At 71.0% G+C, this 18,992-nt stretch carries 16 protein-coding genes; 11 read left to right on the forward strand and 5 right to left on the reverse strand.

The window, feature by feature from the left end; translation table 11 throughout:
- Nucleotide 1: 1 nt before the first annotated feature.
- The gene (locus FHX37_RS10045) at nt 2–2,032 is read right to left on the reverse strand and encodes a cytochrome c oxidase assembly protein (protein ID WP_141923672.1); all 2,031 of its coding nucleotides are present in this window, start codon (nt 2,030–2,032) and stop codon (nt 2–4) included.
- 28 nt (nt 2,033–2,060) lie between these two features.
- A complete protein-coding gene (locus FHX37_RS23850) occupies nt 2,061–2,195 on the reverse strand; it encodes a hypothetical protein (RefSeq protein WP_281288288.1) in 135 nt (44 codons plus the stop codon).
- 336 nt (nt 2,196–2,531) lie between these two features.
- Here FHX37_RS23850 and FHX37_RS10050 point away from each other — a divergent pair, with 336 nt between their 5' ends.
- The 7 genes from FHX37_RS10050 to FHX37_RS10080 all read left to right on the forward strand — a co-directional run bounded on the left by FHX37_RS10050 (nt 2,532) and on the right by FHX37_RS10080 (nt 10,724).
- On the forward strand, nt 2,532–3,836 hold the full coding sequence (locus FHX37_RS10050; protein ID WP_141923673.1) for a dihydroorotase: 1,305 nt from the start codon (nt 2,532–2,534) through the stop codon (nt 3,834–3,836).
- 104 nt (nt 3,837–3,940) lie between these two features.
- Nucleotides 3,941–5,065, forward strand: coding sequence for an alanine dehydrogenase (ald, locus tag FHX37_RS10055; RefSeq protein ID WP_141925169.1), 1,125 nt, complete (start codon nt 3,941–3,943; stop codon nt 5,063–5,065).
- Between the two features lie 138 nt (nt 5,066–5,203).
- The gene (locus tag FHX37_RS10060; RefSeq protein ID WP_141923674.1) at nt 5,204–5,833 is read left to right on the forward strand and encodes a class I SAM-dependent methyltransferase; all 630 of its coding nucleotides are present in this window, start codon (nt 5,204–5,206) and stop codon (nt 5,831–5,833) included.
- Between the two features lie 61 nt (nt 5,834–5,894).
- A complete protein-coding gene (locus FHX37_RS10065; protein WP_141923675.1) occupies nt 5,895–7,031 on the forward strand; it encodes an enolase C-terminal domain-like protein in 1,137 nt (378 codons plus the stop codon).
- A gap of 221 nt (nt 7,032–7,252) precedes the next feature.
- Nucleotides 7,253–7,708: a MaoC family dehydratase gene (locus FHX37_RS10070; RefSeq protein WP_141923676.1), complete on the forward strand. Its 456-nt coding sequence runs from the start codon at nt 7,253–7,255 to the stop codon at nt 7,706–7,708.
- A gap of 209 nt (nt 7,709–7,917) precedes the next feature.
- The gene (locus FHX37_RS10075; protein WP_246062225.1) at nt 7,918–9,915 is read left to right on the forward strand and encodes an NAD(P)-binding protein; all 1,998 of its coding nucleotides are present in this window, start codon (nt 7,918–7,920) and stop codon (nt 9,913–9,915) included.
- Nucleotides 9,916–10,109: 194 nt separating this feature from the next.
- Nucleotides 10,110–10,724: a superoxide dismutase gene (locus FHX37_RS10080; RefSeq protein WP_141923677.1), complete on the forward strand. Its 615-nt coding sequence runs from the start codon at nt 10,110–10,112 to the stop codon at nt 10,722–10,724.
- Nucleotides 10,725–10,832: 108 nt separating this feature from the next.
- Here the strand turns inward: FHX37_RS10080 and FHX37_RS10085 are convergent, their stop codons facing one another.
- Nucleotides 10,833–11,084, reverse strand: a complete 252-nt coding sequence (locus tag FHX37_RS10085; RefSeq protein ID WP_141923678.1) for a DUF2630 family protein — start codon at nt 11,082–11,084, stop codon at nt 10,833–10,835.
- 263 nt (nt 11,085–11,347) lie between these two features.
- Here FHX37_RS10085 and FHX37_RS10090 point away from each other — a divergent pair, with 263 nt between their 5' ends.
- A complete protein-coding gene (locus FHX37_RS10090) occupies nt 11,348–11,635 on the forward strand; it encodes a metal-sensitive transcriptional regulator (protein WP_141925171.1) in 288 nt (95 codons plus the stop codon).
- A gap of 46 nt (nt 11,636–11,681) precedes the next feature.
- Here FHX37_RS10090 and FHX37_RS10095 read toward each other — a convergent pair whose 3' ends face one another.
- Complete coding sequence (locus tag FHX37_RS10095; RefSeq protein ID WP_141923679.1) at nt 11,682–13,043, reverse strand: NAD(P)/FAD-dependent oxidoreductase; 1,362 nt, start codon at nt 13,041–13,043, stop codon at nt 11,682–11,684.
- A gap of 225 nt (nt 13,044–13,268) precedes the next feature.
- Entirely contained in the window at nt 13,269–13,865 is a 597-nt protein-coding gene (locus tag FHX37_RS10100; protein ID WP_141923680.1) for an SACE_7040 family transcriptional regulator, read from the reverse strand.
- 102 nt (nt 13,866–13,967) lie between these two features.
- Between FHX37_RS10100 and FHX37_RS10105 the strand changes: the two genes are divergently transcribed.
- The 3 genes from FHX37_RS10105 to FHX37_RS10115 are packed head-to-tail and all read left to right on the forward strand — an operon-like array spanning nt 13,968 to nt 18,948.
- Entirely contained in the window at nt 13,968–15,593 is a 1,626-nt protein-coding gene (locus FHX37_RS10105) for a carboxyl transferase domain-containing protein (protein ID WP_141923681.1), read from the forward strand.
- 8 nt (nt 15,594–15,601) lie between these two features.
- Nucleotides 15,602–17,788 (forward strand): acetyl/propionyl/methylcrotonyl-CoA carboxylase subunit alpha, encoded by a 2,187-nt coding sequence (locus FHX37_RS10110; RefSeq protein WP_141923682.1) that lies wholly within the window; start codon nt 15,602–15,604, stop codon nt 17,786–17,788.
- Between the two features lie 5 nt (nt 17,789–17,793).
- A complete protein-coding gene (locus FHX37_RS10115; protein ID WP_141923683.1) occupies nt 17,794–18,948 on the forward strand; it encodes an acyl-CoA dehydrogenase family protein in 1,155 nt (384 codons plus the stop codon).
- Nucleotides 18,949–18,992: the final 44 nt, after the last annotated feature.

Here is an 18,992-nt window from a genome sequence, read left to right on the forward strand (position 1 = left end):
CCTACCGGCGCCCCTCCCTGGCCCGACGGTCGAGTTCCTGCAGGTAGGCGTTGTAGGCGTCCATGTCGGCGTCGTCCGAGCCGCCGCGTTTGCTGTGCCGCTCACGGCGGCGCTCGATGCGTTCCTCGTCCCGCGACCACTGGACGACCAGCGCGGTCAGCACGACCGAGGTCGGGATCTCCCCGATGGCCCAGGCGATACCGCCGCCGGAGTACTGGTCCTCGGCGAGGCCGTCGTTCCACGGCACCTCGAACTGGCCGTAGTACTCCATCGCCAACGGGGCGGACTGCATCATGATCGTGATGCCGAAGAAGGCGTGCATCCCCATCGCCAGCAGGAGCAGCACCACACGCAGCAGGTAGGGGAGTTTCCGCGGACCGGGGTCCACCCCGATGATGACCCAGTAGAACAGGAAACCGGTCACCAGGAAGTGGACGTTCATCGCCAGATGCCCGAAGTGGTTGTCCATCAGGGTCGGGAACAGCGACGTGAAGTACAGCGCGTAGGGGCTGACCACGAACAGCGGAGCGGCGATGACGGGGTGGGTGACCCACTGGGAGAACCTGCTCTGCAGCAGGATGTTCAGCCACTCCCGCGGCCCCCGGTCCCCGCGCACGGCGGCGGGCCGCAGCGCGCGCAGCGCCAGGGTCACCGGGGCTCCCAGCACCAGCAGGATCGGCGTGAGCATGGACAGCACCATGTGCTGGATCATGTGGGTGCTGAACAGCACCATGGAATAGGTACCGAAGCCGCTGAGCAGCATGGCGACCAGGGTCAGCAGCCCCAGCGCCCAGGACAGGGCCCGTCCCCACGGCCAGCGGTCACCGCGGCGCACCAACCGCGCTATCCCGGCGGCGTACAGCCCGCCGAGAAGCAGCACGGCGACGATGAAGAACAGGTCCGGGCGCCACAGGGTCAGCAGCGTGTGCGCGCTGATCGGGGGCGGCATCGGGAAACCGAGCGTGGCGGTCACCCGGTCCGGGGTGCCTTCGGGCGTGGGCGGCGCGGTTCGGGCGAGGGCGGTGGCCAGCCCCATCACCGCCGCCATGAGGGTGAGTTCGACGCCGGCCAGCCGGACGAACCCGCCCCTGCCCCCGTCCGCGAGGATTCGTGTGACCGTCCATCGGCGGTGCGCCCACCCGATGGCGCCCAGTCCGACGAAAACCGCGATCTTGGCCAGCAGGATCCGCCCGTAGCCGGTGGTGACGAGCTCCTCGGGGCCGAACAGGCGCGTCGCGGCGCTGGCCGTCCCTCCGACGGCGACACCGGCGTAGGCCCACAGGGCCAACCGGCTGAACCGCTCCACCGCTGTCGGCGCGTGTTCGCCACCGCCCCGCAGGCCGTGGAAGGTGACGGCGGCGAGCCCTCCGACCCAGACGCAGACCGCCACGACGTGCAGCGCGACTCCGGTCACGGCGAGCTCGTGGTTGAGCGCCGAGGCCGCGTGCCCGGTCAGCGCGGGGGGAAGGATCCCGCCCAGCGCCATCGCGGCAGCGGCGACGGCGCCGTTGGCGGAGTGCGCCACGCGGCTCACGAACGCGGTGCCCGTGGCCAGGAGAACCACCGCCACCAGCCCCACCCCCTGGTCGGAGGCGCTCGCATGGGCCGTGATGTCCTCCCCGAGGACCTGCGTCGGCGGGAGGCCGGTCAGATCGGACACCTGGAAGACGAGTGTCGCCGCGGCCGCCGCCGCCCACAGCAGTGCGCTCCAGGAGGCCCCGCGCGCGTAGCCGCGCGCTTGGGCGGCCAGTCCTCCGCGGTCCGACGGCAGCAGGAACGCCGCCAGCAGCAGGAGACCGACGGTGAACGCGCCCAGGAGGTGGGTCGCTGTCGTCGCGACGGGCAGTCCCCACCGGGTCACCGGCCCCGGGTCGGGCAGCCCGGGAATGGCTCGGGAGGCCACCGCGCCTCCCCCCAACAGGGCGATGATGAGGGCGATGAGGCAGGAGGCCAGGGCGGAGACGGCGATCACGACAACCGTGTCGGTTCCGCTACCGCGCTTCGGGGCCTGTGGGGTGACCGGGGACGTCACGTGTGCTACTCCGTCGGAGTCGTCGACACTAGTTGTCTCGGTGGTGGCTGACCACCACGGCGGCGATGGCCGCACCGACCAGCAGCCCGAGAACCCCCCAGATCCAGGGGGTGACGGACGTTCCTCCGCCGGCGAGCGCGAGAGCGGCAACTGCGGGGTTCACGTACGGACCACCACCTCGGGCCAGGGTAGACCTATTACTACAGGGCGTCGGCCCCGGGCCGTCGCGAACGGGAAGCGGCACGCCGGCGCGACGACCGGAACGGTACGGAAACAGCGACACAGCCACGTGCGGAGGTACCAGCGTGCCACACTGCGGTGACACACATCTCACACGCCGCGACCGCCCGACGACCGGGTTTCCCGAGGAGTGCGGCCGTGTCCCGCGAAACCGGCGTTCCGCGCCCCGGGAGGAAACGCTCGCGGGGAGAGGCTGCCGACGGAGCGGCCCCGGGAACGGGAACCGCCCGAAACGTACCGAGTCATGGAAGGAGCGGCGATGCCGCACGCCGACCGTGTTATCCGTTCCCAGCGCGTCGTGACCCCGACCGGCGTGGTTCCGGCCGCCGTCAGTGTCAGCGCGGGCAGGATCACCGGCGTTCACGAGCGTGCCGCCGCGCTCAGCGCCGACGAGGAGACCGACCTCGGTCGGGTGGCGCTTCTTCCGGGAGGTGTGGATATCGACGTCGCCGCGCACGCCCCCGGCGGATCGCTCCGGGAGTGCTACACGCACACGGCCGGCGCCGCGCTCCGCGGCGGTGTCACGACCCTGGTGGCAGCACCCGGTCCCGCCGAGCCCGCCATCGTCGACGCGGCAGCGCTCGAATGGCACCGGCGAGCGGCTTCCGCCGCCCCCGCGCACCTGGCGTTCCTCGCCGGAGTCACCGGTGACACCACCCCGGCCGGGATCGCCGAGCTGCACGCGGCCGGCGCCGCGGGGTTCTACTGCTCCCTGTCGGACGGGGGCGGGCCGGACCTCCCCGCCATACCCGAGGGGCAGCTGCGGTCGGTGATGGCCGAGCTCGCCGCCATACCCGCCCCGCTGCTGGTCCACCCCGAGGACGGCGGGGAGATGGCTGCCCACCGTGACGGGGACTCGTCCGACCCCGCCGGGTCCCGGCCGCAGCGTGCGGAACGGCGGGGGCTGGAACGGGTCATGGCGGCCGTACGCGCGACCGGTGCGCCCACGCACGTCTGCCCGTTCACCGCGGCCGACTCCGCCGCCCTGCTGGAAGCGGCACGAGCCGCCAGCCTACCGGTCAGCGCCCAGACCTGTCCGCACTACCTCTGCCTGCCGGTCGGCAGCGCCCCGGAAGGCGGAACGTCCCCGCGGGGACGCCCGCCGCTGCGTTCCGAGGCGAACCGGCAGGCCCTGTGGAGCGCCCTGCTCGCGCGTACCGATCCGGCGCTCACCGCCGTCGGGTCCGGCCACTGTCCCGCCGCCGGAATGGCGACGCTCCCCTGGGCGCTTCCGGCGCTGTGGACCGAAGCCGCACAGCGCGGCCGCGGCCTGGCCGATGTCGCCCGGTGGACCGCGACGAACCCCGCCACGCTCCTCGGGCTGCGCGCCAAGGGCAGGATCGCCGCCGGCCACGACGCCGACCTGGTCGCTTTCGACACCGCCGGCCGGCAGCCCGTCCCGGCGGAGTCGGAGGGTCCGTACGCGGCGCGCCGGCTCTCGGGGCGGGTCACCCGGACCTGGGTAGCGGGACGCAGGGTCCATCCCGCACCGGACCGGGAGCCCGGTCGGGAACGCGCCGGCTCCCCGGCTCAGGGGCCGAACCCCACCGCCGGGGTTACATAGTGTAAAGAAGAAGTGGTATCAGCATTCACGCCGGAGGTTGGCGGGCCGGGCCCGGACACGACACAGTGAATACGTGTCAACGGTGATACGTGAAGGAGAACTACGTGCGCATCGGCGTCCCCCGCGAAATCAAGAACCACGAGTACCGCGTCGCCATCGCTCCGGCCGGCGTCCACGAGCTGGTCATGCGCGGCCACTCGGTCGCCGTCGAACGTGACGCCGGCATCGGGTCCTCCATCTCCAACGAGGAGTTCACCGCCGCCGGCGCGCGCATCCTCGACAGCGCCGACGACGTGTGGGCCGAAGGCGACCTCATCCTGAAGGTCAAAGAGCCCGTTCCGGAGGAGCACCACCGGATGCGGGAGGGGCAGATCCTGTTCACCTACCTGCACCTGGCGGCGTCCCAGCCGTGCACCGACGCGCTCCTGGAGCGCGGGGTGACCGGTATCGCCTACGAGACCGTGCAGCTCCCCGACGGCTCGCTGCCGCTGCTGGCGCCGATGTCCGAGGTCGCCGGACGGCTGGCCCCGCAGGTCGGCGCGACGACGCTGCAACGCCCCAACGGGGGGCGGGGAACGCTGATGGGCGGGGTTCCCGGGGTGCGCCCCACGCGGGTCACCGTCGTCGGAGCCGGGGTGTCCGGGATGAACGCGACCCAGATCGCTGTGGGCATGGGCGCCGACGTCACCCTGCTCGACCTGGACGTGGCCAAGCTGCGGCACGCGGAGGAACTGTACCGCGGCCGGGTGAGGACGGTGGTGTCCAACGCCTTCGAGCTGGAGCGCACCGCCCTCGAGTCGGACCTGCTCATCGGCGCGGTGCTCGTCCCCGGCGCGAAAGCCCCCAAACTGGTCAGCAACGAGCTGGTCTCCCGGATGAAACCCGGTGCGGTGCTGGTGGACATCGCGATCGACCAGGGAGGGTGCTTCGCCGACTCTCGCCCCACCACGCACGACGCGCCCACGTTCGAGGTGCACGACACGGTCTTCTACTGCGTCGCGAACATGCCGGGGGCGGTACCCAACACCTCGACCCACGCGCTGACCAAGGACACGCTGCGTTACACGGTCGCCCTGGCGGACAAGGGGTGGAACCGCGCGCTCAACGACGACCCGGTGCTCGCCGGCGGTCTCAACACCCACGCCGGGGAGCTCACCAACGAGGCCGTGGCCCGGGCGCACGGGCGCACGTACCGCACCGTCGCCGAGACACTCGCCGAGACGGCGTGACCCCGCAGGGAGCGGCCGCGGTCCCCACCCCGGCCGCTCCCCCGCCAGCCTCCCGTCCGTCGGCGCCGCGGTCACGCTGGGGGACACACCCGTGTCCCTCCCAGTCAGCGCGGTCCGGTCCGGCTAGGGTGAGGCGCGATGGCGCGACGCGAACTGTGGACGGGATCGGTTCCGCGCCGGAGCCCGTTCGCGTTTCCCCGCGGATTCTCGGGGCGTCTCGCCGGCCGGATCATGGCCCGCACCAACCGCGCCCGCAACACCGAGGTCAGCGAGGCCCTGGAGATCGGGCCCCAGGAACTCGTCCTGGAGGTGGGACACGGCCCGGGGCTCCTCCTGCGCGACCTGGCGCGGCGGACCGGGGAGCCCGTGACCGGGGTGGACCCTTCCCCGGAGATGGTCGCGATGGCCCGGGAGCGCAACGCCGACCTGGTACGTGAGGGTCGGCTCCGCCTCCGCACCGGTAGCGCCTGTGCCACCGGTGCGGCCACCGACTCCGTGGACCTCGTCCTGTCGATGAACACCATCGCGATGTGGCCCCGCCTCGACGACGGGTTCGCCGAGTTCCTGCGGGTGTTGCGGCCGGGTGGCCGGGTCGTGGTCACCTGGCACCGCCGCCCGCGCCGGTTCGCCCTCACACCGGAGGAACTCGGGACGATCGCGGCGGCGATGCGGCGCAGGTTCTGTTCGCTCGAACGGGTCGTCCTGCGCGAGTCGGTCATGTTCCGCGCCGTCGCGCCACCGGGAACAACGGCCGCCGGTAACGGTTAGGTTCGAGGGCAGGCATTTCACCTGTTCTCTCGTGTTCGTCGACGTAGGGAGGCGGATCCGCGTGTCACGCACGGAACCGGCGGCAACCACCCGGATCGTGGGCATCGAGGCCTTCCTGGTGCGGCTTCCCCTGGTCCACGCCCGGGCCCGGAAGAGCGCGTCCAGGGACCGGCCGCGTTTCGCCCGGCACGCTCTGGTCCGGGTGACCGACCGGGACGGCGCGGCCGGCTGGGGGGAGGTTCCCGACGTCGACACCGCGCTGTGGCAGGCGCTCGTGGAGGAGCACGGCCCCGCCCTGCTCCGGCACTCCTGGAAGCGTCCCACGGAGGTCGAGGACGCGTTCACCGGCCTCGGTGACCTTCCCGCCGTTCGCGCGGGACTGGACACCGCCTGCTGGGACCTGTGGAGCGGGAAGCGCGGAACACCGCTCTCCCACGCCCTGGGGGGAAACCGCACCGCCGTCACGGCGGGGGTGACCCTCGCCCGCCAGCCCTCCGAGGAGTCCCTGGTCAGGGAGGTCAACCGGCACGTCGGCAGCGGGTTCCAGCGGGTCAGGTTGGACGTCGAACCGGGATGGGACGTGGAACCGGTACGCGCGGTGCAGGAACGCTTCCCGTTCCTCGTGCTCCAGGCCAACGCCGAGGGACGCTACACGGAGGAGACGGCGGATCTGGAGGCGTTGCGGGCGCTGGACAGCTACGGCCTGCTCGCCATCGAACAGCCCTTCCCCGCGCCGGATCTGGCGGCGCACGCCCGGCTTCGCCGCGAACTCCGCACACCGGTGGCGCTGAACACCTCGGTCGCCTCCCTCGCGGACCTGGACGAAGCGATCCGCCAGGAAGCCGGCGGCGCGTTGAACGTCCGGATGTCGCGGCTGGGGGGCCTGACCCAGGCCCGGCGCGCGCACGACCGCGCTGTGGACGCCGGATGGGACGTGTGGTGCGGTTCGGACGGGGAGTCCGGCCTCGGGCGGGCGAGCCTGGTCGCGTTGGCCTCGCTGCCCGGCGTCACCCTGCCCAGCGAGATGCCCGGAGCGGGCGGACGGTTCAGCCGGGAGACCGCGCAACCGCCGGTCCGCGCGCAGGACGGTGTCGTTCCCGTTCCGCTGACTCGGCCGGGGGCGGGGCACGACGTGGACCGGAAGGCACTGGACGCACTCACGGAGCGTTCCGCCACGGTGGGCAGTCCCGCCGGTTGACGGCGCCGGGGTCCACCGGTGCCCGGGTCGGCGGTGCCGGTCCCTCCGGGCCCATGGCGCGGAGGGAGCCGGAACGGCGCCGCCGCGCGTTCGTGCCGCACCTCCCGCGCGCGGGAGTGGGCGCGGACCCTTACCCGTACGGGCCGGGAGCGGGTAGCCTAGCCCCGACCACAAACCGGTTGGTCGGTTTGTCGCCAGCTACCCGTAAGGAACCGACGAGTATGCGGACGTTCGCTGACGTATCAGAGCTCGTGGCCGCCCAGGGCGAACACCTGGGCCACAGCGACTGGTTGACCGTGACCCAGGAGCGCATCGACCAGTTCGCGGAGGCCACCGGCGACCACCAGTGGATCCATGTGGACCGGGAACGGGCCGCAAGCGGACCCTTCGGCACGACGATCGCGCACGGCTACCTCTCCCTCTCCCTGCTCCCCCTCCTCGCCTCCCAGGTCTACACCCTGCGTAGGCAACCGAGCATGGGCATCAACTACGGCCTGAACAAGGTCCGTTTCCTGCAGCCGGTGGTGTGCGGGGCCAGTGTCCGGGACGGCATAGAGCTCACGGGGGTGGAGGAGACCTCCCAGGGGCAGCTGTTGACGATGAAGCACCACCTCGAGATCTCCGGTGAGGAACGCCCCGCTCTGGTAGCCGAGTCCCTCTCCCTCGTCGTCCCCTGAGACCGGCCCTCCCGCGCGGTTTCCCCGGTACCGGCACGCCCACACACGGCGCGGATCCCGTCCGGCGGACGCTGATCGTGACGAGCGGCGCGCACGCGTCCGTTCGGACGGGAGCTAACACGCCTCTGGCTCAGGAATGCCGGAGCACGGCAGGACAACGGTCTATGCTCGCCTGGTCACCGTACGTAGTGTGATGACCAGGAGGCGACATGGTCCGCGATCGGCGTGACTCCGGCTCCAGTGACCGGGAACTCGGGATGGACGCCCGGATCGACCGGCGTGACTTCTTCGACGGGGTCGCGGCCCTCGCCGTCGGAGGCGCCGCGACGGCCGCCTTCTCCGGTTGCGCCCCCGAGAAGCGGGACTTCTCGATCAGCCCCAGCCGCCCCGACCCCTACCCGACCAGTGACTATCCGCCCGGTATGACCGGACTGCGCGGCAACACCGACGCCGCCCTGAGTATCCCGCACACCCTCCGGGACGGGAGGCTCGGCAACGTCACCAACACCGAGTCGGTCACCGACACGGGGGAGCACTACGACCTCGTGGTCGTGGGCGCGGGGATCAGCGGCCTCGCGGCGGCGTACTTCTACCGCAAGCGCAATCCCGGCGCCACCGTCCTCATCCTGGACAACCACAACGAGTTCGGCGGACACGCCCGGCGAAACGAGTTCCACCCGCAGGGAAGGGACCAGGTCCTCATCGGGTACGGCGGCACGCAGGCCATCGACACCCCGTCCATCTACAGCGACGTGGCCATGGGACTGCTACGGGAGCTGGGGATCGACGTCTCCCGGTTCAACGAGTACTTCGACCGGGAGTTCTACGGTTCGTTCGGGCTCGCCGAGGAGGGCGACGCGGTGTTCTTCACCGCCGAGGACTTCGACCGCGACCACCTGGCCGTACGGGCCCCGCACATGTCCACCCGGGAGTGGCTCGCCGACGCGCCGATCAGCCAGGCGGGGCTGGAGGACCTGGCCGCGCTGCTGGAGGAGCCCCGGGACTGGATGCCCGGCCTGAGCGACAGCGAGAAGAAGGAACGGCTCGCCGGGATGACCTACACCGAGTACCTCAGCGACGTCGCCGGGCTGGGTCCCGAAGCGGTCGCGTTCTGCGGGACGCTCACCAGCGACGAGTGGGCCGTTCCCGCCTCGGACTGGAGCGCGCTGGACGCGTGGGGCGACGACCTCCCCGGATTCGAGGGCCTGGGGCTCGACGCGTCCGAGGCCTACCCCCTCAACTCGTACTCGATCCGGCGGTTCTGGCACTACGAGGACCCCTACATCCACCACTTCCCGGACGGGAACGCGAGCATCGCCCGGTTGCTGGTGCACCGGCTCGTCCCCAACGCCGTACCCGACGCGGACACCCTGGACATGGACAGTGTCGTCCTCGCCGAGTTCGACTACTCCGAACTGGACAGGCAGGACAACGAGGTACGGATCCGTCTGGAGGCGCCCTGTACCGAGCTGCGGCACGACGGCATGCCGGACAGCGCCGAGCGGGTGAACGTCACCTACTACCAGGACGGGGAGCTGCGCCGGGCGAGCGGCTCGCATGTCGTCATGGCGGCCTGGCACGTGATGGGACAGTACATCCTGCCGGAGGCTCCCAGCCCGCAGCGGGAGGCGATGAAGGACGCGTCCAAGCAGCCGCTGCTCTACGGCAACGTCGTGGTGCGGAACTGGCGCCCCTGGGTCGAGCTGGGTATACGCCACATCCGGTTCACCAGCGGCGACTGGGCGGTGGCCCAGTTGGACTTCCCGGTGAGCATGGGCGGCTACGAGCACTCGCAGTCCCCGGACGAACCGATCGTCATCCAGATGATCAGCGCGCCCTCACCACCGGACAGCGCACCGGCCAAGGCCGCCATCTCCGCCCGGCACGACCTCCTCAACCGCCCGTTCGACAGTTACGAGCGCAGTATCCGCGAGACGCTGAACCGGGCGCTGGGCGACGGCGGGTTCGACGCCAAGCGCGACATCGAGGCGATCACGGTCAACCGGTGGGCGCACGGCTACGCACGCGAGTACGCTCGCCCCTACGACCGGTTCTGGCCCTATGAGCGGACCCCGGCGGAGGTCGCGCGGCGCCCGTTCGGCAGGATCAGCATCGCGAACTCCGACGCCGCCCCCAATGCCTACACCGACATCGCCATCGACGAGGCGCACCGTGCCGTCACCGAGCTGCTGGACGGGCAGCGGTAGGCGGGGAGCCCCGCCGCGAGGGAGCGGGAGAGCCTGGCACAGGGGCAGTTCGCTGGGAGTGGGAACAGATTTTATTCCACAACGGAACTGTCGGATAGGTGACACCGGGATATCCCGGCGGCTGCTGATAGTTTTCTACCAGAGAGCAAGATCGCTCGATCCATCGCACAACCGCGTCAGAGGAAGGTGCGTACATGCCCGCGCCATATTCGCTTCCGGAACTGCCGTACGACTACTCGGCGCTCGAGCCGCACATCTCCGGCAAGATCATGGAGCTGCACCACGACAAGCACCACCTCGCCTACGTCAACGGGGCCAACACCGCCCTGGAGAAGCTGGCCGAGGCGCGCGAGAGCGGCGAGTTGAGCACGGTGAACATGCTGGAGAAGAATCTGGCGTTCAACCTGGCCGGCCACGTCAACCACAGCGTGTTCTGGCCCAACATGTCGCCCGACGGCGGCGACAAGCCCGAGGGTGAGCTGGCCGCCGCCATCGACGACCAGTTCGGGTCCTTCGACGCCTTCCGCGCGCACTTCAGCGCCGTCGCCACCGGCGTGCAGGGCTCCGGCTGGGCCATCCTCGCCTGGGACATCCTCGGGCAGCGCCTGATCATCGAGCAGCTCTACGACCACCAGGGCAACCTGGCGGCCGGCTCCTACCCGCTGCTCATGCTGGACATGTGGGAGCACGCCTTCTACCTGGACTACCACAACGTCAAGGCGGACTACGTCAAAGCGTTCTGGAACGTCGTCAACTGGGCGGACGTGCAGCGCCGCTTCGACGACGCCCGCAAGGTCCAGTTGGCCTGACCCGCGTGTCGGGCGGGTCGGGCGGTGCCGCACGGCGCCGCCCGTCACCGTCCCGCCTCCGTTGCCGTTTCCGCGCCGGTTCGGCGCCCCTCGGCACCGCCCCGACGCTCAGCGCCAGTGCTCGGCCTCCGTCGGGGGAGGGGGCGCCTCCCCGGCGCTGTCCCGCCCGTACTCCGCACGGGCACGTCTGCGGCGCAGCAGGTCCCAGCACTGGTCGAGGGACTCCTCGAGCTCCCGCATCCGTTGCCGTTCCTCCGGTGTCAGACGGTGTTCGCTCTGCTGGCGGAGGTCGTGCTCCTCGGTGACGAGTTCGTTGATCCTACGCAGAATGTCGCCCTCGTAGCTGCCCGTCTCGCTCATGCGGCCATACTGCGTCCCCCGTCCCGGTGAAACAAGCGCCCGGTGTGCGCGTCGCCGCAGCGCACAGCAAATACCGCCCCTCCCGCGGCAGACGCGTTGCCCCGTGGAGGCCCGCCCGACCGCTCCGGCCCTCGCCGCGGGGGCAGCGACACCACTCCGGGAAACACCGATACTCGGGAGAGCGTTGTTCCGGGAACAGACACCCTAATACCGTAAGGGGTATATTTATGGCGGAGCGGAACGAGGGCCAGACGAGCGAGACAATGGCGACCTACGGGTATCACGACAACAAACAGAGCCACCTCAACCGGCTGCGCCGGATCGAGGGACAGATCCGCGGACTGCAGCGCATGGTTGAGGAGGACGAGTACTGCATCGACGTCCTGACCCAGTCCGCGGCGGTGAACAAGGCGCTTAGGTCCTTCGCCCTGTCCATGCTGGACGAACACCTCAAGAGCTGTGTCGGACAGGCCGTGGCTGACGGCGGGGACGAGGCGGACGAGAAGGTGCGGGAAGCCTCCGAGGCCATCGCGCGCCTCGTGCGTTCCTGACACAGGCGCGCTCCCGCACCGGCGGCGACCACCGCGACGCCCCCGGTCACGTCTGCGGCATGTCCCGCAACCGGGCGCTCTCCTCACGCGCCTGGGCGGGATCCAGGTAGCGGTGCGCCTCGGAGTCGACGAACGTGGAGGGTTTCCCCTGGGTGAATCCCAGGCGGGAGACCTCTCCCCCGGTCAACGCTCGGATCGTCCAGTTCGCCAGCACCCGGGCGCGTGCGGGTACCGAGGGCACGTCCCAGAGGTGGTAGGCGCGGGTCACCACGAAGGCCGGGAGCCCGGACAGGTCGTAGCCAAGGGGGCGGGCCACCGCGTCGCGGCCGCCGAGGTCCACCACCAGCCCCATGTCCTCGTGCAGGAACGTGTATCCCGGTTGGCCCAGCAGGGAAGCGATGACGTTGTCCGCGACCGTCCTCCCCTGGCGCTCGGCGTACTGGGCGGTGGGTGGGCAGAGCGCGCCCTCCTCGTCGGTGGAGAGATCGGGTACGGCAGCGGCGTCGCCGACCGCGAATACCCGGTCCAGCTCCGGGACCGCGAGGTCGGAACCGACCTCCAGCTTTCCGCGGTTGGTGGATGCCCCCAGGGACTCCATCAGCGGGCTCGGTGACGTGCCGGCGGTCCAGATCAGCGTGCGGCACGGCAGGGTGCGGCCGTCGGTCAGGGCCACCTTGTTCTCGGTCACCTCGCGGATGGAGACCTCGAGCTTCACCTCGATCCCCAGCCCGCGCAGCAGGTCCAGCGCCTTCTCCCCCAGCCTGGTACCCAACTCGGGCAACAGGCGGGGAGCTATGTCGACCAGGTGCCAGCTGATCGCCGAGCGCAGCTCCGGGTAGCGCTGCGCGGCCTCCTCGGTGAGCCGCCGCAGCGAGGCTGCCGTCTCCACCCCGGTGTAACCGCCCCCGACAACGATGAACCGGCAGCGTTCCTCCCGTTCCACGGGATCGCGGCTCGCGTTGGCGAGCTCGAGCTGGGCCAGCACGTGGTCCCGCAGGACCACCGCTTCGGCGAGGTTCTTGTTCCCGAACCCGTGCTCGGTGAGACCGGGTATGTCGAACACGCGGGTGAGACTCCCCGGGGCGAGGATCAGCCGGTCGTAGCGTTCGTAGGTGACCTCGTCGGAGATCTTGCGCACGATCACGCACTGGCTCTCGGTGTCCACACCGATGGCCGAGCCGGGCACCAGGCGGGTGTTGTTCAGCATCCGGTGCAGTGACACCGCCAGGGACTGCGGGGTGAGCAGCCCGGACGACACCTGTGGCAGCAGCGGGCTGTAGAGCATGTAGTCGTTCGGCGTGACGAGCACGAGCTCCGCGTAACCCTTCGGAATCCTGCTCTCGAGTCGACGAAGCGCGTGCACTCCGGCGAATCCGGCGCCGATCACGACGATACGCGGCCGTGACATCGTGGACCACTCCCCCTTACGCTAGCGCGTGCCGAGTCGGCAGGTCCGGCCGAGCGCAGCCGCCCTTGGCGGACAGACGGTTTCGCTGGCGCACTGCCCCCACCACCCGCTATCAAACGTACGCCCGCCGGGACCAAGAGTCACCGGGCAACGCCCGGTCACGGCCATCGGTGCCGTGGCGGGCGGTCGGACCGGACGCTCCGGGGCGTCGTGGCCCGGCCGGTGTCACCGTTCGGCGCCGGCCGATCCCCCGCACGGGGTGCGCAGCGCCGCTTCCCCCATCCGCAGCAGCATCGTCGACATCCGTTCCGCGGAAAGGGTCCCCGCGCTGTGGGGGGTGGAGTTGAGCAGGCCGAAGGTCGCGTGCACGGCGGCCCGCAGCACCGGAGTCGGCTCCGCCGGACGCAGCTGCGCCAGCACCCCCACCCACACTTCGACGTAGCCGCGTTGCAGCTGCCGGATCCGCCGCCGCTCGGGGTCGGGAACGTTGTCCAGCTCGCGGTCGTGCACGGTGATCAGCGCTGGTTCCTCCAGTGCGAAGGCGATGTGGCCCCGCAACAGGTTCTCCAGCGCCCGCTCGGGGCTGCTGGCAGCGGCGACGCGTTCCGTTCCTCCGGTGGCCAGGCGCTCGCTGATGTCCAGCAGCATGGCGGCGAGCAGGGCCTCCTTGCCCGGGAAGTGCCGGTAGAGAGCGGGACCGCTCGTGCCCATCGCGCGGCCGAGATCCTCGATGGAGACGCCGTGGAACCCGCGCGCGGCGAACAGTTCCGCCGCGGTTCGCAGGATCTCCGTTCGGCGCGTCTCCCCGGTCACGCGCGCCATTGTTCCTCCCGGGGTCGTATCCTCTGGACACCGATGTTAATGGTCATTAACATCGGGTGCCAGCCGTTAGCGATCATTAACATCACTGGCCGGAGGGACAGCATGAGCAGCGCCCCGGTACTCACCTCGGCGGTCGACACCAGCAGCGCCGCCTTCGCGACCAACGCCGAGGAGAACCGCGCTCTCGCCGCCGAGTTGCGGGAACGCGTCACCGCCGCGGCACGGGGCGGACCGGAGAAGGCCCGCAACCGACACGTGGAACGCGGCAAGCTACTCGCCCGGGACCGGGTGGACGCCCTGCTGGACGCGGGCTCGCCCTTCCTGGAGCTCTCCCCCCTCGCCGGTCACGGTCTCTACGGCGAGGACGGACAGGACGCCCCCGCGGCCGGGCTGATCACCGGAGTGGGGCGAGTGTGCGGCAGGGAGGCGGTCGTCGTCGCCAACGATCCCACGGTCAAGGGCGGCAGCTACTACCCGATGACCGTCAAGAAGCACCTGCGCGCCCAGGAAGTCGCCCTGCACAACCGGTTGCCGTGCATCTACCTGGCTGACTCCGGCGGCGCGTTCCTGCCGATGCAGGACGACGTCTTCCCCGACCGGGAGCACTTCGGCCGGATCTTCTACAACCAGGCCACCATGTCACGGTTGGGAATCCCCCAGCTCTCGGCGGTACTGGGCTCGTGCACCGCCGGCGGCGCCTACGTTCCGGCCATGAGCGACGAGGCGGTGATCGTGCGCGACCAGGGGACGATCTTCCTCGGAGGGCCTCCCCTGGTCAAAGCCGCCACCGGGGAGGACGTCACCGCGGAGGAGCTGGGCGGCGGGGACGTGCACACCCGCGTTTCCGGGGTCGCCGACCACCTCGCGGACGACGACGCCCACGCCCTGTCCATCCTCCGCAACGCCGCGGGGACACTGGGACAGCCGCCGGAGGCGGCCTGGCAGCTGCGGGAGCCGCGCCCGCCCGCCCTGGACCCCGGGGAACTGTACGGCGTCATTCCCACCGACACCCGCACCCCCTACGACGTGCGGGAGGTCATCGGCCGCGTCGTCGACGCGAGCGAGTTCACCGAGTTCAAGGCCGAGTACGGCACGACGCTGGTCACCGGGTTCGCGCACCTGCACGGCCATCCGGTCGGCATCGTCGCCAACAACGGCATCCTGTTCGGCGAGTCGGCCCTGAAGGGAGCGCACTTCGTCGAACTGTGCGACCGACGCGGCATCCCCCTCGTGTTCCTGCAGAACATCTCCGGGTTCATGGTCGGCCGCGACTACGAGGCGGGCGGCATCGCAAAGCACGGCGCCAAGATGGTCACGGCTGTGGCCTGCGCACGGGTGCCGAAGTTCACCGTCGTCATCGGCGGCTCCTTCGGGGCGGGGAACTACAGCATGTGCGGGCGCGCCTACTCCCCCCGCTTCCTGTGGATGTGGCCCAACGCCCGGATATCGGTGATGGGAGGGGAGCAGGCCGCCTCGGTGCTGGCCACGGTCCGCCGGGACCAGTTGGCCGCGCAGGGGCAGGAGTGGTCCTCCCAGGCCGAGGAGGAGTTCAAGGACCCCATCCGGGAGCAGTACGAGCGCCAGGGTAGCCCGTACTACTCGACCGCGCGGTTGTGGGACGACGGAGTGATCGACCCCACCGACACGCGCACCGTGCTCGCCCTGGCGCTGGCAGCCGCCCGTCACTCGCCCCTCGAACCCGTGGGCTACGGCGTCTTTCGGATGTGAGGTTGGTAATGGCACAGTCACACACCCGCGGCACTCCCCTCGAGGGCCGCACGCTCCTGGTGGCCAACCGGGGCGAGATCGCCGTTCGGATCGCACGCACCGCGCGCCGCCTCGGGATGCGCACGGTCGCGGTCTACAGCGACGGCGACCCCGACGCGCGCCACACCCGCGCCGCCGACGCCGCGGTACGCCTGGGGGGAGCCGACCTCGCCGAGAGCTACCTCAGCAGCGCGGCCGTCGTCGATGCCGCCCAGCGGAGCGGTGCCACCATGGTGCATCCCGGCTACGGCTTCCTGGCGGAAAGCGCCGAACTCGCCCGTGCCTGCTCCCGGGCGGGCCTCGTGTTCGTCGGCCCCCCTGCCTCGGCCATCGAGACGATGGGGGACAAGATCCGGGCCAAGACCGCCATCGCCGACGCCGGTGTCCCCCTCCTCCCGGGGTTCGCCGAAGAGGCGCGGCAACCGTTGGACGACTCCGAACTCCACCGTGCGGCCGAGGAGGTCGGTTATCCGCTGCTGATCAAGCCCGCCGCCGGAGGCGGCGGCAAGGGGATGAAGAGGGTCGCCGAACCGGCGGAACTCACCGCCGCGGCCGCGGCGGCCCGGCGCGAGGCCCGCTCCTCGTTCGGGGACGACACGCTGCTCGTGGAGCGGCTCGTACAGCACCCGCGGCACATCGAGATCCAGGTGCTGGCCGACCGGGAAGGCAACACCGTCCATCTGGGCGAACGCGAGTGCAGCCTGCAGCGCCGGCACCAGAAGATCGTCGAGGAGGCGCCCTCCCCGCTGCTGACCGGCGAGCAACGCGCCGCGATGGGCGAGGCCGCCGTGGCCGCCGCCAGAGCCTGCGGTTACTCGGGGGCGGGAACGGTCGAGTTCGTCGCCTCCGTCCCGGAACACGACGGCCCCACCACCGCGAGCGAGGCGCCACCGGAGGTGGAGTACTTCTTCCTGGAGATGAACACCCGGCTGCAGGTCGAGCACCCGGTCACCGAGGAGGTCGTCACGGTGGCCGGGCGAAAGCTCGACCTCGTCGAGTGGCAGCTGCTCATCGCCGCCGGCGGGGAACTGCCGTTCTCACAGGACGACGTCGGCCTGACCGGACACGCGGTCGAGTCCCGCGTCTACGCCGAGGCCCCCGACCGCGACTTCCTCCCCACCGGCGGGCGGGTGCTGCTGCTCAGCGAACCCGCCGGCGACGGGGTCCGCGTCGATTCCGGGATCGGTTCCGGAACCGACATCACCTCCGCCTACGACCCGATGCTGGCGAAGGTCATCACCCGCGGGCCGGACCGCGACGGGGCGCTCGCCCTGATGGACAGCGCGCTGGCGGACTACACCCTGCTCGGCTGCGGCACCAACGTCGCTTTCCTCCGCCGCTTGCTGCGCCACCCCGAGGTGGTGGCGGGAGAGCTCAGCACCGAGCTCACCGAGCGGGTACGGGCGGAGCTCACCGCGCAAGACGCCGACGTTCCACCGGGGATCCACGCGGCCGTCGCCATGGACCGCCAACTCGACCTGGAACCGGCGGGGCCCGTACCCGACCGGTTCGACGTACCCGACGGGTGGCGTCCCGGCGGAACCGCCTGGACCACATGGCGGCTGAGCGCCTCCCGGGGCGCCCCGGTGCCCGTGGCGCTGCGGCGCCTCGCCGCCCCGGAGGCACCGCCCGCCACCGCCACCGGCACCGGGCCGGTGGACTACGAGGTGAGTGTCGGCAGCGCCGAGCCCGTGACCGCCCGCGCCTGGCGCTCCGCCGACGGCCGCACGCTCGCCGTGCACTACGACGGCTGGTCCGTGCGCTACACCCGCGCCGCGGACGGGGGCACGCTGTGGCTGGGTTACCGGGGGCGGACGTGGTCCCTGCGCGAGGAGCCCGCGCTCGCCCCGATCCGCACCGTCCGGACCACGCGGGACGGGGCGGTGCGCAGCCCCATGCCGGGCACGGTGCTCTCGGTCCCCGTGTCCCAGGGGGAGAACGTCGCGGCGGGCTCCCCCGTGGTGATCGTCGAGGCGATGAAGATGGAGCACACGGTCACCGCGCCCATCGCGGGGGTGGTCTCCCGTGTGGACGTCGTACCGGGCCGCTCCGTGTCCATGGATGCGGAGATGGCCACGATCACTCCGCCGGAAACGAGCGGGACCGGCGAAACGCAGGACGGCCCCGAAACATCCACCACGACCCGCGAGGAGTGAGCGCGTTGACGCACGGACTCTCGGCAGAGCACGAGGAGCTGCGCCGCACAGTGGAGACGTTCGCCCGGGAGGAGGTGGCGCCGGTCATCGGTGACTTCTACGAGCGTGGCGCCTTCCCCTACGGGATCGTCGCGGCCATGGGACGCATGGGCCTGTTCGGCCTGCCGTTCGACGAGGAGCACGGTGGAATGGGCGGGGATTACTTCGCTCTCTGCCTGGCGCTGGAGGAACTCGCCCGCGTCGACTCGTCGGTGGCGATCACCCTGGAGGCGGGTGTCTCCCTGGGGGCCATGCCGATCCACCGGTTCGGCACGGAGGAGCAGAGGAACCGGTGGCTGCCACGGCTGTGCTCCGGGGAGATCCTCGGGGCCTTCGGGCTCACCGAGCCAGGGGGCGGTTCCGATGCCGGCGCCATCCGCACGACCGCCGAGCTGGTCGGCGGTTCGTGGGTGATCAACGGGACGAAGTCGTTCATCACCAACTCCGGGACGGACATCACCGGACTGGTGACGGTGACCGCCGTGACGGGTGAACGCCCGGACGGGCGTCCGGAGATATCGGCGATCCTCGTTCCGGCGGGAACGCCGGGGTTCTCCGTCGGCCAGAAGTACTCCAAGGTCGGCTGGAACGCCTCGGACACCAGCGAGTTGGTGTTCGACGACTGCCGCGTCCCGGAGGCCAACCTGCTCGGGAAGCGCGGCCGCGGCTACGCCCAGTTCCTGGGGATCCTGGACGAGGGCCGCATCGCCATCGCGGCGCTGGCGACGGGCCTGGCGCAGGGGTGCGTGGACGAGAGCCTGCGCTACGCGGGCCAGCGGGAGGCGTTCGGCAGCCCCATCGGGGACTACCAGGCCATCCAGTTCAAGATCGCCGACATGGAAGCACGGGCACACACCGCCCGTCTCGCCTACCACGACGCCGCTTCCCGCATGCTGGCCGGCGAACCGTTCAAACGCCAGGCCGCCATCGCCAAACTCACCTCGTCCAACGCCGCCATGGACAACGCCCGGGACGCCACCCAGATCTTCGGCGGGTACGGGTTCATGAACGAGTACCCGGTGGGGCGGTTCTACCGGGACGCCAAGATCCTCGAGGTCGGGGAGGGCACCTCGGAGGTACAGCGCATGCTGATCGCCCGCGACCTGGGGCTTCCCGCCTGAACCCGGCGGTGCCCGGCTCGGGCGCCGTCCGCGCGCAACCGGCG

The organism is Haloactinospora alba (assembly GCF_006717075.1).
GTDB lineage: Bacteria > Actinomycetota > Actinomycetes > Streptosporangiales > Streptosporangiaceae > Haloactinospora > Haloactinospora alba.

Excerpts from the sequence above, each read along its gene's own strand:
- FHX37_RS10050 (WP_141923673.1), top strand. The coding sequence starts at position 2,532 with ATGCCGCACGCCGACCGTGTTATCCGTTCCCAGCGCGTCGTGACCCCG.
- FHX37_RS10060 (WP_141923674.1), top strand. The coding sequence starts at position 5,204 with ATGGCGCGACGCGAACTGTGGACGGGATCGGTTCCGCGCCGGAGCCCG.
- FHX37_RS10070 (WP_141923676.1), top strand. The coding sequence starts at position 7,253 with ATGCGGACGTTCGCTGACGTATCAGAGCTCGTGGCCGCCCAGGGCGAA.
- FHX37_RS10075 (WP_246062225.1), top strand. The coding sequence starts at position 7,918 with ATGGTCCGCGATCGGCGTGACTCCGGCTCCAGTGACCGGGAACTCGGG.
- FHX37_RS10080 (WP_141923677.1), top strand. The coding sequence starts at position 10,110 with ATGCCCGCGCCATATTCGCTTCCGGAACTGCCGTACGACTACTCGGCG.
- FHX37_RS10085 (WP_141923678.1), bottom strand. The coding sequence starts at position 11,084 with ATGAGCGAGACGGGCAGCTACGAGGGCGACATTCTGCGTAGGATCAAC.
- FHX37_RS10090 (WP_141925171.1), top strand. The coding sequence starts at position 11,348 with ATGGCGACCTACGGGTATCACGACAACAAACAGAGCCACCTCAACCGG.
- FHX37_RS10095 (WP_141923679.1), bottom strand. The coding sequence starts at position 13,043 with ATGTCACGGCCGCGTATCGTCGTGATCGGCGCCGGATTCGCCGGAGTG.
- FHX37_RS10100 (WP_141923680.1), bottom strand. The coding sequence starts at position 13,865 with ATGGCGCGCGTGACCGGGGAGACGCGCCGAACGGAGATCCTGCGAACC.
- FHX37_RS10105 (WP_141923681.1), top strand. The coding sequence starts at position 13,968 with ATGAGCAGCGCCCCGGTACTCACCTCGGCGGTCGACACCAGCAGCGCC.
- FHX37_RS10110 (WP_141923682.1), top strand. The coding sequence starts at position 15,602 with ATGGCACAGTCACACACCCGCGGCACTCCCCTCGAGGGCCGCACGCTC.